This is a genomic window from Flavobacterium hydrocarbonoxydans (assembly GCF_009789235.1).
In the GTDB taxonomy this organism is placed as follows: domain Bacteria; phylum Bacteroidota; class Bacteroidia; order Flavobacteriales; family Flavobacteriaceae; genus Flavobacterium; species Flavobacterium hydrocarbonoxydans.
In genome coordinates this window covers 698,031-714,606 of record NZ_WSTB01000001.1, presented here as the reverse complement: position 1 = coordinate 714,606, position 16,576 = coordinate 698,031, and the positions used below count along the sequence as shown (strand labels likewise).

Genomic DNA, 16,576 nt, shown 5'->3' with positions numbered 1-16,576 from the left:
CATGGTTTATTTTGGTTGGTTACCAGTAAAAATGCAATCGTAATGGTTGCATTTTTTTTGTAAAAAAAATAATAGACCAAGTAGGATACAGATATTACGGATCAGCACTGATTTTCTTATTTATTTAAAAAAAAAAATCTGTGGCAATCTGTTAAAATCAGTTGGATTTGTGGGCTATTTTATAACGATTAGTAATCGTTTTTATGCTTTAAATAGAAGAATTCAGAATTTTTTGTTTGACTTCATCAATATAAGATCGGCCTATTACATATCGAAGTCCTTCGATTTCGATACTATTTCCTTCAACAGCATCAATTTTATCAATAGCAATTGTATAGGAACGGTGAATTCGTATAAAATCTTTTTCGGGTAATAAGTTTGTAAAATCAGACAGTGTACTGTGAATAATAAATTTTCCGGAGGTAGTACTTATTTTTAAATAATCTTTTAAACTTTCGATGACTAAGATTTCATTCAGAATAATCTTTTTCATCTTTTTTTTATCAATTTTGACAAATATAAAAGGATTTTCTTTGCTGTTGTCCTGCGGAAGTTTGCTGCTGTTATTCAGTCTTTTATTGATCTTGTTGACCGCTTTCATGAGTCTCGGGAACTCAATTGGTTTTACTAAATAATCCAGTACATCCAGCTCGTAAGTTTCTATTGCAAACTGATCGTAAGCACTGGTAATAATTAATAATGGTGGATTTTCTAAGCTTTTTATAAAATTAATACCATCTAAAACAGGCATATTAATATCCAGAAAAATAACATCAATAGGATTGTTTTTTAGAAAATTTAAACCCTCAATCGAATTGCTAAAGGTGTTTATTAGTTCTAAACCTTCAATTTGCTCTATATAGCCTTTAATGACGTTTATAGCCAATGGCTCATCATCGATAATCAAACATTTTATTTTCATTTCTATTTATTGTTTTTTGGTGGTAAAAATTTGTAGATATGACTAAAAAAAGAAAAAAGCCTAAGAAACTTTAATGGTTAGCTTGACGACAAAAATATTCTTTTTATTTTTAAATGAAAGCTTATAGTCATTTTTATTATATCCTAGTTCCAGTCTTTTTTTGGCGTTTTCAATCCCGATACCGCTCGAAGTATTAAAGTTGTCTTTATGCTTTGTAATAGTAGGCATAGGATTCGAAATTCTAAAATGCAGAAAGTCCTCTTTTACATCAAAACTGATATTGATAGTCACGTCGCCAGCGTTTTTGTTTACGCCATGTTTAAAAGCGTTTTCAACAAATGTCAGCAATAAAACAGGAGAAATTTCTTTATGATGTATATCGCCGGAAATAGACATATTGACGACCAGTCGTTCGCCATTTCTTATTCGCTCTAAATCAAGATAATTTTGAATACAAAGAATCTCATTCTCTAATGTTTGTCTCTTACCTTTAGTTTCATAAAGCATATAGCGCATTAATTCTGAAAGTTTAAGGACAATTTTTGGGGTTTTATTCGATTTTTCTACAGATAAAGCATAAATATTATTTAGTGTATTGAAGAAAAAGTGAGGAGAAATTTGAGATTTTAAAAAAAGAAGTTCGGTTTCTAATTGCGATTTTTCGAGATCGGTTACTCTTCTTTGTTCTTTTAAAAAGTCTAAAGTAATTTTAATTGCCGTAACAAATGTCATCACATAAAGCTCTCCCATCATCATGTCAATGGTATAATTTAGGGATAATGTATTGATAACCTGAGGACCTTCCGGCCATACATCATGTGTAATTAACATGTAGGTAAGGTTAAATTTTACAACGACCATAATAAATATGGCACTCAGCACAGAGATGATGTAAAGAATGTATTTTTTTTGGTAAACTAAATACGGCATCAAAACCAGAATATTAAGATAACATAACGCCATGTGGATAGGAAAACCTAATAAATTGGTCTTGATAGAATAAATATAATCGTTAAAATAGCTTCCCCATCTGAAGGTGTTGAACAAAAAATAAGTTAACCAAAAGTAAATATGATAGTGCAATGGGATTCTGTAAAGCTTGTTTGAATTGAAAATCATAATCGGGAAAAATAGGATTTATTATTGTTTTTTTGATGTTTAACTCCGTTTATACGTCGTCCGTCTAAATTCCTTTTTGTAAATATTAAATTTGTATAAATTTAATTTTAAATTAAGAATGATTCTGATGAAGAAAATTACCTTGCTTTTTTTGATTGTAATTCTGGGTGCAAGTTGCAAAATAAAAACAAACAAAAACAACACCCACAAAGAATTTTTTGTAAACCATGTAAATCCATTTATTGGTACAGGCGGTCACGGACACACCTATCCGGGTGCTACGGTGCCTTTTGGAATGCTGCAGGTAAGTCCTGATAATGGTGTTTCTGGCTGGGACTGGTGTTCGGGTTATCATTATTCAGACACTATTGTATCGGGTTTTAGCCATTTGCATTTAAGCGGAACCGGAATTGGAGATTTGGCAGATATCTTATTTATGCCAACCAATAAAAAACTTGATTTAACTATTCAAACAACGTCACGAGATCAATTACCTTATAAATCAAAATACAATCATGTTAACGAAAAAGCAACACCAGGCTCTTACCAGGTTTTTCTTGAAGATCCTAAAATCAATGTAGAATTAACGTCGTCACAACGCACAGCTTTCCATAAATATACCTTTTCCAAAAATGATACACAATCCGTAATTATCGATCTTGGTTTTGCTATTAATTGGGATAAAACCTTAAAAACAGGCATTACAATTGAAGATAATCATACTATTAGCGGGTATCGTTATAGTTCGGGCTGGGCAAAAAATCAGAAAGTATTTTTTGTGGCAAAATTTTCAAAATCCATTTCTGAGTCGGTTTTGTTGGCCAACAAACAAATCGTTACAGGAAATAAAACAGAAGGAGAAAATACGGCTGCACAATTATTTTTTGAGCCGAATAATACAGACGAATTATTTGTAAAGGTTGCCTTGTCCTCTGTAAGTGTGGCCAATGCCAAAGATAATTTAGATGCAGAAAGTGCTACTTACGAAAAAACAAAACAAGAAGCGGCTGCAATCTGGAATACAGCTTTAAGTAAAATTGAAATAGAGACCCCAATAGATTCATTAAAAACAATTTTTTATACTGCATTATTTCACACCCAAGTTGCCCCAGTAACCTATAGTGATAAAAACGGTCAGTTTAGAAAAGAGGATGATCAAATTGTTACAGCAAAAGATTATACCGCCTATTCTACCTTATCACTATGGGATACTTTTAGAGCCGAAAACCCCTTACTGACTTTATTGGCACCAGACCAAACTTCAGACATTGTAAACTCAATGTTGGCCTATTATGATACCAAAAAAATATTACCAGTCTGGACATTATACGCGAATGAAACCAATACTATGACAGGATACCATTCGATTCCGGTAATAGTTGACGCCTATTTAAAAGGAATAAAAGGTTTTGATGCTGAAAAAGCATACGAAGCCATGAAAAACACCATGATGCAGGACGAACGCGGTTTAAATTTCTACAAAAAATACTGGTATATACCGTATAATTTATTAGATGAATCGGTTACCATTACTTTAGAATATGCTTACGATGACTGGTGTGTGGCGCAAATGGCAAAAGCTTTAGGGAAAAAGGATGATTATGAATTTTTCTTTAAACGTTCTCAGGCCTACCACTATTTATTTGATACGAAAACAGGATTCATGAGAGGAAAATCAGAAGATGGAAAATCCTGGAACGAACCCTTCGATCCAAAGCATTCCAACCACAGAGAACATACCGATTATACCGAAGGAAATGCCTGGCAGCACAGCTGGTTTGTACCACAAAATGTTGATGATTTTATTTCGCTGCACGGAAGCAATGAAATATTCGTAAAACGTTTAGAACAGTTGTTTACCGAAAGTTCAGAGATTACAGGAGAAAATGTTTCGGCAGATATTTCAGGATTAATTGGGCAGTACGCACACGGAAATGAGCCAAGTCATCACATTGCTTATATGTTTAATCACGCTGGTCAGCCCTGGCGAACACAATATTGGGTACGACATATTTTAGACACACAATACAATACAACACCAAACGGATTAAGCGGCAATGAAGATTGCGGACAAATGTCGGCCTGGTACGTATTCAGCTCCATGGGATTGTATCCTATGAATCCTGCTTCAGGCCAGTACGAAATTGGAAGCCCACTTTTCGAAAAAGCAAAAATCAATCTTGAAGGAGGTAAATCCTTTGTAATCGAAGCAGAAAATGTATCAGACAAAAATTTCTATATCCAATCCGCAACCTTAAACGGTCAGGCATTTGACAAAACATACATTACACACCAACAAATTTTGCAGGGCGGAATTTTACATTTTGTAATGGGGGCTGAGCCTAATAAAAATTGGGGAATAAAAAAATAACTAACCAGTAACTAATTAATACCAAAAAATTAATGGATATCATTGACGTATCAATCATCGTAGCCTATATTCTGCTCTCAGTAGGAATAGGAATTTGGATTTCAAGAAAAGCATCAAAAGGATTAGATGATTATTTCCTTGGCGGAAAAACAATCAAATGGTATTTCTTAGGTCTAAGCAACGGTTCCGGAATGTTTGATGTTTCGGGAACTTCATGGATGATTGGTATTCTGTTTTTATATGGAGTAAAAAGTTTTATGTTTATGTGGCTCTGGCCCATTTGGAATCAGATTTTTGTCATGATGTTCCTGGCCGTCTGGATACGAAGATCAAAAGTAATGACCGGTTCTGAATGGATTTTAACCCGTTTTGGAAGTGACAGAGCCGGAAAAGCATCGCACATTATTGTGGCTATTTTTGCCATTATTTCGACCATTGGTTTTATTGCTTACTTTTTTGAAGGAATCGGAAAATTTGTAACTATTATTCTTCCCTGGGATTTAACGCTTCACTACGGCGACTTAATTTTACTAACTTCAGAGCGCTCTTATGCGTTGTTAATCATATTTCTAACAACGATTTATACCGTAAAGGGCGGAATGTTTTCGGTAGTAGCAACAGAGGTGGTGCAATATTTAATCATGATTATTGCCGGAGTTCTAATTGCGGGTTATGCTTTTATTAATTATACCGATATTCAGATAAATTCGGTAATTACAGAGGAATGGAAAAATGTTTTATTTGGCTGGCAATTTGAAACTCAATGGAGTGATAAATTTCAGACTTTCAATAATTTGATAGATTCTGAAGGTTACAAAATGTTTGGGGCTTTTATAGGAATGACATTGTTCAAAGGTTTTTTTGCCAGTATTGCAGGTCCAACACCAAGTTACGATTTACAAAGAATTCTTTCGACTAAATCTGTAAAAGAAGCGGCCTATATGAGTGGTTTTACCAACTTGATTTTATTCATACCAAGGTATTTATTAATCACCGGAATTGTCGTAATTGCTTTGGTAAACTTAGCACCGGAACTAAATGCAAATACAGGATTAACCGGAGCCGATTTAGAATTATTAATGCCAAAAGTCGTTAATCTATACATTCCGGTTGGAATAAAAGGAATTCTTTTAGCGGGTTTATTAGCAGCTTTTATGTCTGGATTTTCTGCTTTTGTAAATGCCGGACCAGCTTATATTGTAAATGATATTTATAAAAAATATTTCAAACCAGTTGCAACCAATAAACATTATATAAAAGTAAGCCAGATTTCATCTTTTCTAGTGGTTGGTTTAGGAGTTTTTATGGGATTCTTTGCAGACTCAATAAATTCGCTGACGCTATGGATTACCAGCGCATTGTACGGAGGTTATGTAGCGGCCAATTTCTTAAAATGGATTTGGTGGAGATTTAACGGTTGGGGGTATTTCTGGGGAATGTTCGCAGGATTGATTGTAGCTTCTTTGCAATTTGCTTTAGGTCAGGCAAAAGGAAGTTTAGCTGAAGGAACATTTTTATATGATTTAGCTCATGCCCAGGCGATTTATTTATTTCCAATAATTTTTGGTTTCTCTATTTTGGGTTGTCTTTTAGGAACTTTTTTAAGTAAACCAACAGACATCGAAGTTCTAAAATCTTTTTATACCAATGTAAGGCCCTGGGGCTGGTGGAAACCAGTTTATAAATTATTAAAAGCTGAGGATCATACTTTCGAAAAAAACAATGATTTTTATAAAGATATGCTGAATTGTGCTATCGGAATTGTATGGCAGTCCAGTATGATTTTATTGCCAATATATTTTATCATCAGAGATTATCCAAAAGCCATTACAGCATTGGCCGTATTTTTATTAACAACCACCATATTGAAATTTACCTGGTTAGATAAAGTTCGACAAATAGAGGATTAGTCTGATTAGATAATTAGTCATTTAGATAATTATACATAAAAAATCGTCAAAGTTCACCAACAGTTTATCATCCTGACGAAGGAAGGATCTCCGCAAGAAGCTCCTCAAAGGAATTCTCCAATCTTGGTAGTGTTTATCATGGAGTTCCTTCCTTCGTCGAAATTGACAAGATAGTGTGTTGTGAGTCTCAGAACAAAAAACAGAAAAACAAAAACAACAAAACATACAATAATGAGTACAATTCCTTGGCAAGACAGACCCGAAAACAGTAACGACGTAATGTGGAGATATTCTGAAAATCCTATTATAGACAGATATGCAATCCCATCATCAAATAGTATTTTTAACAGCGCAGTGGTTCCTTTTGGAGACGGATTTGCAGGTGTTTTCAGATGCGACAACAAAGCAGTTCAAATGAATATTTTTGCCGGATTTAGTAAAAACGGAATCGATTGGGACATTAATCATGAACCCATTGTAATGCAGGCTGGCAATACAGAAATGATAGAATCGGCTTATAAATATGACCCTCGTGTGGTTTGGATCGAAGATCGTTACTGGATTACCTGGTGTAATGGATACAACGGACCAACTATTGGTATTGGATATACTTTCGACTTCAAAGAATTTTTTCAGTGCGAAAATGCCTTTTTACCATTCAACAGAAATGGTGTTTTGTTTCCACAAAAAATAAACGGAAAATACGCCATGTTAAGCCGTCCAAGTGATAACGGACATACGCCTTTTGGAGATATCTGGATCAGTTATAGCCCGGATATGAAATATTGGGGAGAACACAGATTAGTAATGAAACCATCAGCTTTTGAACTAAGTGCATGGCAATGTACAAAGGTTGGTGCAGGACCAATCCCTATTCTTACAGCTGAAGGCTGGTTGATGTTATATCACGGAGTTATAAATACCTGCAACGGTTTCCGTTATGCAATGGGAGCGGCACTTTTAGAAAAAAACGCACCGGATCAGGTAAAATACAGAACACAGCCTTATTTATTAGGGCCTGCAGAAATTTATGAGCAGGTAGGAGACGTTGCAAATGTAGTTTTTCCATGTGCTGCCTTACACGATATTGCAGAGGATAAACTGGCTGTATATTATGGCGCTGCAGATACTGTTGTGGCAATGGCATTTGGAAAATTAAGTGAAGTAATTCAGTTTACAAAAGATAATAGTTTATAGAAAAGCATGTATTTAAAATTTAAAGGATTAACAGTTGCCCTGGTTTTTTTTTCGATTGCGGGTTTTTCGCAATCGAAAAAAAAGACCATCGTACCTAAAACGTATGTGGCAGCAAAAACAGCAGAACCCATTGTAATTGATGGTGAAGATGCAGATGCCGCATGGAACAAAGTACAGTGGACAGCTCTTTTTGAAGATATAGAAAATAACATAAAACCAAAATATGCAACAAAAGTTAAAATGCTCTGGGATGAAACCAATTTTTATATATTAGCAAAGATTGATGAACCACATGTTTGGGCCAATTTAAAACAACGCGACACCATTATTTTTTACAACAACGATTTTGAAGTTTTTATAGATCCTGATAGCGATACTTTTAACTATTATGAATTAGAAATTAATGCCTTAAATACAGCCTGGGATCTGTTTTTGTCAAAACCATATAGAGAAAATGATAACGTAGTATTAAATGACTGGAATATTCCGGGTCTGAAATCAGCAGTAAAAATCAACGGAACGTTAAATAATCCAAACGACACTGATGAGGGCTGGATATTAGAAATGGCTATTCCCTGGGCATCTTATAGAAAATCGTATAATGAAAAAAATGTACCGGAAGATCAATTTTGGAGAGTCAATTTCTCAAGAGTCAATTGGCAGCATAGCATAACAAATGGCAGTTACGAACGTAAAAAAGATGCTGAAGGAAAATTTCTGCCAGAATACAACTGGGTTTGGTCGCCAATGGGTGTGATCGATATGCACGAACCTGAAAAATGGGGTTATGTTTACTTTTCTTCTAAAGAAAAAGAAAGTTTTGAAATCCCTCAGGATGAAAAGATAAAATGGGAACTCTACAATTTGTACAGAGCGCAAAAAAAGTATTTTCAAACTCATAAATCGTGGGCAAAATCTTTGTCTGATCTTACTAAAGAAACGATTAGTGTTGACAATAAGATTTTAAAACCCATTCTGGAAACCAATATCTCAGGATATACTATTTTTGTAATAAGTCCTTTTTCAAATTCAACCTTTATTATAAGGCAGGACGGCAAAATAATAACAAAATAAACCACTACTATGAAACTACCAAAATTATTATTTTTTTTACTAGCAATTTGTCTTTTTTCATGTGCTAAAAAAGAAGAATCAACCAGTTTTAAATTTGGTGTCTGGACAACCGCAGATGCTAAGAAATCAGATGCTGATTACGCTAAAGAATTTAAAAAATACAAAGAAGGCGGAATCGACGAAGTACTAATAAATACAGCGACAGATCCAAAACTCTTAAAAAGAATAGTGCCTCTTGCTACTAAAGAAGGTCTAAAAGTTCACGCCTGGATTATGGCGATGAACAGACCTGGAGATTCGGTTGCTTTACAGCACCCAGAATGGTATCAGGTGAGTAAAGAAGGAAAATCATGTTTCGATAATCGCCCTTATGTCGATTATTACCAATGGTTGTGTCCTACCAGAAAAGAATCACGCGAACACGTATTACATTTAGTCGAAGAATTAGCAAAAGTAGAAGGAATCGAAAGCGTTCACTTAGATTATATTCGTTTTCCGGACATTTTTTTACCCATCAGTTTATTGCCAAAATACAATTTGGTTCAGGATGTAGAATTACCTCAATTTGATTTTTGTTATTGTGATGAATGTATAAAAGCATTCGAAAAAATCCATCATAAAAACCCAAAAGACAGCCACAACACTTCTATAGATATGGAATGGAAAAACTTTAGACTGAATGCCGTAAAAGCCGTTGTTGATGATGCGTATAAAATTGCTCACAAACACAACAAACAATTGACAGCAGCCGTTTTTCCTTATCCTGAAATGGCCGATCACATGGTACGCCAGCGTTGGGACAAATGGAATATTGACGAAGTGTATCCCATGATTTACCACAGTTTTTATGATGAAGAAATTGACTGGGTGGGTTACGCTACCAAGCAAGGAGTTACTGATTTAGAAGATAAAAAAACGAAAATCAATACCGGGATTTATATTCCGGGAATCAAAAACGATGCAGAACTCAAAGAAGCTATTTTAATGGCGAAAGAAAATGGAGCTGTTGGTGTTACCTTCTTTGACGGAAACGCATTGTCTGAAAGTAATTTGAAGACCATCAAAGCAACAAAAGCAAGTTTAAAATAATATTTTCTAAAAATAAGCAGCATGTCAAATAGAAGAGATTTTATCAAAAAAGCAGCTTTAGGTGCAGCAGCAGTAACTTCGGTTGTAGGACTTAGTGGATTTGCGGAAAAAGAAGATGTAAAAGAGGATTTATTAGAATTTCCTTCAAAAAAAGTAAAAAAACCAGTAATTATATCGACCTGGAATCATGGTCTTCCTGCCAATCAGGAAACCTGGAAAGAATTAAAAGCCGGTAAACCAGCCTTAGATGCCATTGAAGCCGGAATGAAAATTCCTGAAGCCGATCCTAATGTCCGCAGTGTGGGTTACGGAGGTTATCCGGACAGAGAAGGAAAGGTAACTTTAGACGCCTGCATCATGGATCATAATAGCAACTGCGGATCTGTTTCTTTTTTGCAAGGAATTATGCACCCTATTTCTGTGGCTAAAAAAGTTTTACAGAATACGCCACACGTTATGTTATCTGGACAAGGTGCATTACAATTTGCTTTGTCAGAAGGATTTAAAGAAGAAAATTTATTGACTCCAGAATCTGAGAAAGACTGGAAAAAATGGCTTGAAGAGTCAAAATACAAACCTGTTATCAATATCGAAAATCACGATACCATAAGCATGCTCATGTTAGATCAAGACGGAAATCTTGCTGGAGGCTGTACCACCAGTGGTGCTGCCTGGAAAATGCACGGTCGCGTCGGTGACTCCCCAATCATCGGCGCGGGTCTTTTTCTGGATAACGAAGTAGGTGCTGCTGCGGCAACCGGTTTGGGCGAAGCCGTAATTAGAACTGCAGGAAGTGCAATGGTGGTCGAATTGATGCGCCAGGGAAAATCACCATTCGAAGCGTGCAAAGAAATCACCGAACGTATTTACAACAAACATAAAAACCACAAAGACATGGAATATTTGCAAGTGGGATTTATTGCGCTGAATAAAAACGGAGAGCACGCTGGTTACAGTTTAAGATCAGGATTTAATTACGCTGTTTCTGATGACGAAAAAGGACATAGGATGGAAGATGCAAAATTTAAAATGTCGTGGGATAAGTAATATTATTAGTTTTTTTATGTCAGAAATGACAAAGAAGATGATAAATGTTCTTATGAAAATGATTGCCCTAGCCCCGTCCCGATAGCTATCGGGAGAAGTGGAAATCCTTTTGTGTCCGCCGCGGCGGACACAAAAGATTGAAACGAATAGTGGGATTAGCTCCTGAAAAAGAATTTCGTTTTATAATAGAACTTGGTATGACAAAAGACTTGTAGTAGTTTTGTAGATAATAAAAAACAAATTATGAAAAAAAACCTATTCATAGTACTCCTAATTGCTTCAATGTTATCTGTACAGGCTCAGGAGAAAACTCCTTTTTGGCAGAATGAAAAAATAAACGAAGAGAATAGAGAGCCCATGCACGCGGCTTATTATGTTTTTGAAAATGAAGCATTAGCTGCGAAAAACAATTGGAGAGAATCTAAAAATTATCTGGATATCAACGGAGCCTGGAAATTCATTTATGTGAATAAACCCGATGATCTTCCAAAGGATTTTGAAAAAACTACTTTCGACGATAAAGCCTGGGATAATTTTAAAATTCCGGCAACCTGGGACGTAAATGGTTATGGGTATCCTATTTATACCAATACAACTTACGATTTTGCAAAATATATCAAAATAAATCCGCCTTTTGTTCCAACAGATTATAATCCGACAGGAGTTTATAGACGTGACATTACAATCGATAAATCCTGGGAGGGAAAAGATATTTTTCTTCATATCGGAACAGCTAAATCAAATTTAACGGTTTGGGTAAATGGTGTTTATGTGGGTTATGGCGAAGATGGAAAATTGCCTTCTGAATTCAACTTGAATAAATATGTAAAAACTGGTAAAAACAGTATTGTTTTAAGAGTAATGAAATGGAATGACGGTTCGTATTTAGAATGTCAGGATTTTTGGAGAATGAGTGGTATTACACGTGATTCTTATTTAGTTGCCAGAAATAAAACGTATTTGAAAGATTTCGAAATTACTCCAGATTTAGATGCTAAATATGTAAACGGAACTTTAAAAATTACTACTGAATTTTCGAATGTTGATAAAAAAGGAGGCTACACTTTAGACGTTCAGTTAAAAGATGGAAATAAAATGATAACCTCTAAAGTTATTTCTGCTTTAAGCGAAAAACAAACTTTTGATTTTGCAGTCGAAAATCCAAAGAAATGGAGTGCCGAGATTCCGAATCTATATCAGATAAGCTTTATTTTGAAAGATAAAAAAGGAAATGTTGTCGAAGTAATTCATCATAATGTTGGTTTTAGAAAAGTAGAAATTACAGGCGGTCAGCTTTTGGTAAACGGAAAAGCAATTTATATAAAAGGTGTAAACCGTCATGAAACGGATCCGGTTACGGGACAGACTGTTTCGAGAGAAAGAATGGAAGAAGATATTAAACTGATGAAAGAATTTAATATCAATGCCGTGAGAATGTCCCATTATCCAAACGATGAATATTTTTACGAATTATGCGATAAATACGGAATTTATGTGGTGGATGAAGCCAATATAGAATCGCACGGAATGGGGTATGATATTACCAAAACGCTGGGAAACAAGCCAGACTGGGAGTTAGCGCATGTCCAGCGTATGCAGCGTATGGTCGAAAGAGATAAGAATTATACTTCGGTAATTATCTGGAGTATGGGGAACGAAGCCGGAAACGGTTACAATTTTTACAGAGGTTATTTGTGGATAAAAAACCGAGATAAATCAAGGCCAATTCAGTACGAAAGAGCTACTGCGGGTTCATGGGATGGAAAAGATTTGAAATACGAATGGAATTCGGATATTATTGACCCCATGTACAGTTCTCCCAATAAAATGGAAGAATACATTCTGGCAAACCCAAATCCTGAAAGACCTTACATTCAATGTGAGTATGCGCACGCGATGGGAAATTCGATGGGAAATTTTAAAGATTATTGGGATGTTATTCGAAAATATCCAAACTTTCAGGGAGGTTTTATTTGGGATATGATCGATCAGTCCGTTTATAAAACGCAGCCTGATGGAACAGTGGTTTTTGCTTATGGAGGCGATTTTGGTCCTAAAGATGTACCAAGTGATAATAATTTCCTTAACAATGGTGTTTTTAGCCCGGATAGAAAACCGAATCCGCATGCTTTTGAAATGCGAAATGTTTATCAAAACATTCTGACTTCATGGCAAGATAAAGCTAGTGCAACGATTAAAGTTTATAATGAATTTTCGTTTAAAGATTTAAGTAATGTGACTTTAAACTGGAAGTTAGTTTTAGACGGAGTGGTTCAGGATTCTGGTTCTATCGATGATTTAGCAATCGATCCAACACAATCTAAAACGTATCAGCTGCCAGTTTCATTAGAAAATAAAGCGTTTAGAGAAGCTTTTGTCAATATTTCTTATACTTTAAAAGAAGAAGAACCATTCCTGCCAAAAGGTTTTGAGATTGCAAAAGAACAATTGGCTTTGCAAGGCGAATGGAAAAATGATACTAAAATTGAAGGCGTTTCTAAAATTACGGTGGAGAAAAAAATAGAGGCTACTGTTTTTAAAAGTGATAAAGCTGAGATTACTTTCGATAAAAAGACTGGATTTATAAGTGGTTATTCCTTCAATAATCTTCCCATTATAAAAGAAGGTTATCAATTGCGACCTAATTTTTGGAGAGCACCAAACGATAATGATTATGGAGCAAACTTGCAAAAAAACCTGATTGCCTGGAAAGAAGCAACAGAAAACCCAACATTGGTCAACTGGACTTACAGCGTTTCAAAAGATAATAAAGTTTTGGTACAGGCAACGTACCAATTGGCTTCCGTTTCTGGAACATTAGATTTGAATTATGAATGGAACAGCAACGGAGAAATCGTAGTAAAAGAAGTTCTAAATCTGGATAAAACCAAAGTACAGCCCATGCTGCCAAGATTTGGTATGGAAATGATTGTTCCGAAAGATTTCAACGCAATACAGTATTACGGAAGAGGCCCGCACGAAAATTATATTGACAGAAATTACAGTTCCGAAGTGGGACTTTACAATCAAACGGTTTCAGAACAATATTATCCGTACATCCGTCCGCAGGAAACGGGTAATAAAACAGATGTGCGTTTCTTAGAATTGTCAGGAAATAAATTGAAGTTGACCGTAATCTCAAATGATTTATTGTCTATTACGGCTTTACATTATTTAAATGAAGATTTAGATGATGGTTTACAAAAAGACCAAAGACACGCTGCTGAACTGAAAGAAAGAGATTTAACAAGTTTAAAAATCGATTACAAACAAATGGGAGTGGGCGGTATTGACAGCTGGCAGGCTTGGCCAATGGAAAAATACCTTTTGAGAGACAAAAAGTATCAATATCAATTTAAAATTACACCTTCTTTAAAATAATAAATATGAGAATTATAAAGTCTTTTTTACTAATTGGTTTTTTTACTCTTGCAACTTCTTCTAAAGCGCAAAAAGTTTACACAGAGAATGATATTCGTATTATTCCAAAACCAACTCAGACTTTAATAAAAACGGGTGTTTTTGAATTTACAAAAGACACAAAGTTTGTTGTTAATGACGATTTTCAGAAAGACGCAGTAAATGCCCTGGCAACTCAATTTGAAGTTGCAGCAGGATGGAAGCCAGTGATGGTGACAAAAGTTCCAATGCGGAATTTCGTTCAGTTTATGACGGATCCTAACTTAAAAAACGAAGGGTATATTTTGGATGTAAATCCGAATAGTATAATTATTTCTGCCAAAGAAAAGGCTGGTTTTTTATATGGTTTAGAAAGTGTTAGACAATTACTTCCTGAGGCTATTGAAAGTAAATTTGCCATTACGACTGCAAAATGGCAAATTCCAAGTGTTACCATTACTGATGAGCCACGTTTTAAATGGAGAGGTTTAATGCTGGATGTATCACGTCATTTCTTTGATAAAAACTATATTCTGGCTACAATCGATCGTTTGGCAATGCACAAAATGAATGTTTTGCATTTGCATTTAGTAGATGATCAGGGCTGGAGAATCGAAATTAAAAAATATCCAAAACTAACCGAAATCGGAGCCTGGAGAGTAGATCAGGAAAACACCAGCTGGAACGCAAGATTGACCACAAATCCGGATGAAAAAGGAACTTATGGTGGATTTTTTACGCAGAATGAATTAAGAGAAATTGTAAAATATGCTGCAACGAAAGGGGTTGAGATCATTCCAGAAATCGAAATGCCGGCACACGTGAGTTCAGCCATTGCATCTTATCCTGAATTGGCTTGTTTTAATCAAAGAATTGGAGTTCCTTCAGGCGGAGTCTGGCCTTTGACTGATATTTATTGTGCAGGGAAAGAAACTACATTTGAGTTTTTGCAGGATGTTATAGATGAGGTCATTACTGTTTTTTCTTCAAAATATATTCATATAGGAGGAGACGAAGCCACAAAAACGAATTGGGAAAAATGTCCTCATTGTCAAAAAAGAATGAAAGACAACGGATTAAAAGATACTCATGAATTGCAGAGTTATTTTGTAAAACGTATGGAAAAATACATCAATTCTAAAGGGAAAAAAGTAATTGGATGGGATGAGATTTTAGAAGGCGGTTTGGCTCCAGATGCAACGGTAATGAGCTGGAGAGGAACTAAAGGAGGAACTGAAGCGGCACATCAGGGTCACGATGTTATTATGACACCAGAAACGCCTTGTTATTTTAACTTTTATCAAGGTCCGCAAAACGAAGAACCTTTGGCTTTTGATGCTTATAATCCGTTAAACGAAGTTTATAAATTTGATCCAGTTGTTTCGACTATGACACCTCAGGAAGCGGCGCATGTATTGGGCGGACAGGCTAATTTATGGGCAGAACATTTGTCATTGCCAAAAGATTCTGAGTATATGATTTTTCCAAGATTAGCCGCTTTGTCAGAAACTTTATGGAGTCCGAAAGAAAAACGCGACTGGAATGATTTTACTGCCAGATTGTTCCCGATGTTAAAACGTTACGATTATTTAGGAATCAATTATGCAAAAAGTGCTTATTTGGTAACGGCTTCTTCAACAGCAGATTTGGCTAATAAACAAATTAAAGTCGAACTGAAAAATGAGTTTCCAAACCCCGATATTCGTTACGTTTTAGGAAATCAAAGCATCAATCATCATGCGGTAAAATATACAAGTCCAATTGAATTTAAGGAAACAACCATTATAAAAGCTTCTTTATTTCAGGACGAAAAACCTGTTGGAAAAACATTTACCGATACTATTATTTTTCATAAAGCGGTAGCACATAAAGTAAAATATTTGACACCTTTTAATCAGAATTATAAAGGAGATGCCAATACGATGGTAAACACGATTAGAGGGAGCAAGAATTTTCATGACGGACAATGGCAGGCCTGGCTGGTAAACGATATGGAATTGGTAATCGACCTTGAAAAACAAGAAAGTATCGAACAGGTAATGGTAGGAGCTTTAGAAAGTCAGGGAGCAGGCGTTAATTTTCCGACAGAAGTTAAAGTGTTGATTTCTAATGATGGAATATATTACAAACAAGTTGGAAAAGCAGTACGTTCGTATGCTGTAAATCCAGTTCCGGAATTGAAAGATTTTAAAATTAATTTTCAGAAACAGCATGTTCGTTATGTAAAAGTAGTGGCAGTCAATTTAAAGAAAAGTCCAAAAGGAGAGAGTTCCTGGTTGTTTGTAGATGAAATTGTAGTGAATTAAAAACCAATTGGGAGTAATTACTTAACGACAAAGCAACCCCAATTTTATCAGAAATTACAAACGAAACGAAAAATACACAGAAGCTTTGACAAAGCTTGATACCAATAATAAAAACTAAAAACTAAAAACTAAAAACAATAAA

General features: G+C 35.2%; 10 protein-coding genes. 8 read left to right on the top strand and 2 right to left on the bottom strand.

Annotation, left to right across the window (positions count from 1 at the left end):
* Positions 1 to 208: 208 nt before the first annotated feature.
* Both GON26_RS02955 and GON26_RS02950 read right to left on the bottom strand, forming a co-directional pair.
* Positions 209 to 922: a LytR/AlgR family response regulator transcription factor gene (locus tag GON26_RS02955; RefSeq protein WP_160373218.1), complete on the bottom strand. Its 714-nt coding sequence runs from the start codon at positions 920 to 922 to the stop codon at positions 209 to 211.
* Between the two features lie 60 nt (positions 923 to 982).
* Positions 983 to 2,041, bottom strand: a complete 1,059-nt coding sequence (locus GON26_RS02950; protein ID WP_160373217.1) for a sensor histidine kinase — start codon at positions 2,039 to 2,041, stop codon at positions 983 to 985.
* Positions 2,042 to 2,168: 127 nt separating this feature from the next.
* On the opposite strand from GON26_RS02950, the gene GON26_RS02945 reads away from it, so the two are divergent.
* From GON26_RS02945 to GON26_RS02910, 8 genes are all read left to right on the top strand, one after another.
* The gene (locus GON26_RS02945) at positions 2,169 to 4,412 is read left to right on the top strand and encodes a GH92 family glycosyl hydrolase (RefSeq protein WP_160373216.1); all 2,244 of its coding nucleotides are present in this window, start codon (positions 2,169 to 2,171) and stop codon (positions 4,410 to 4,412) included.
* 32 nt (positions 4,413 to 4,444) lie between these two features.
* Positions 4,445 to 6,322 (top strand): sodium:solute symporter family protein, encoded by a 1,878-nt coding sequence (locus GON26_RS02940; protein WP_160373215.1) that lies wholly within the window; start codon positions 4,445 to 4,447, stop codon positions 6,320 to 6,322.
* Between the two features lie 231 nt (positions 6,323 to 6,553).
* Positions 6,554 to 7,519 (top strand): glycoside hydrolase family 130 protein, encoded by a 966-nt coding sequence (locus tag GON26_RS02935; RefSeq protein ID WP_160373214.1) that lies wholly within the window; start codon positions 6,554 to 6,556, stop codon positions 7,517 to 7,519.
* A gap of 6 nt (positions 7,520 to 7,525) precedes the next feature.
* Positions 7,526 to 8,593, top strand: a complete 1,068-nt coding sequence (locus tag GON26_RS02930) for a carbohydrate-binding family 9-like protein (RefSeq protein ID WP_160373213.1) — start codon at positions 7,526 to 7,528, stop codon at positions 8,591 to 8,593.
* A 9-nt stretch (positions 8,594 to 8,602) separates the two neighbouring features.
* Positions 8,603 to 9,682 carry a putative glycoside hydrolase gene (locus tag GON26_RS02925; RefSeq protein ID WP_160373212.1) on the top strand — a complete coding sequence of 360 codons (1,080 nt, stop codon included), beginning with the start codon at positions 8,603 to 8,605 and terminating at the stop codon, positions 9,680 to 9,682.
* A gap of 21 nt (positions 9,683 to 9,703) precedes the next feature.
* Positions 9,704 to 10,729: an isoaspartyl peptidase/L-asparaginase family protein gene (locus GON26_RS02920; protein ID WP_160373211.1), complete on the top strand. Its 1,026-nt coding sequence runs from the start codon at positions 9,704 to 9,706 to the stop codon at positions 10,727 to 10,729.
* Positions 10,730 to 10,972: 243 nt separating this feature from the next.
* Entirely contained in the window at positions 10,973 to 14,110 is a 3,138-nt protein-coding gene (locus GON26_RS02915) for a glycoside hydrolase family 2 TIM barrel-domain containing protein (protein WP_160373210.1), read from the top strand.
* A 5-nt stretch (positions 14,111 to 14,115) separates the two neighbouring features.
* Entirely contained in the window at positions 14,116 to 16,434 is a 2,319-nt protein-coding gene (locus GON26_RS02910; RefSeq protein ID WP_160373209.1) for a glycoside hydrolase family 20 protein, read from the top strand.
* The last annotated feature ends 142 nt before the right edge of the window (positions 16,435 to 16,576 follow it).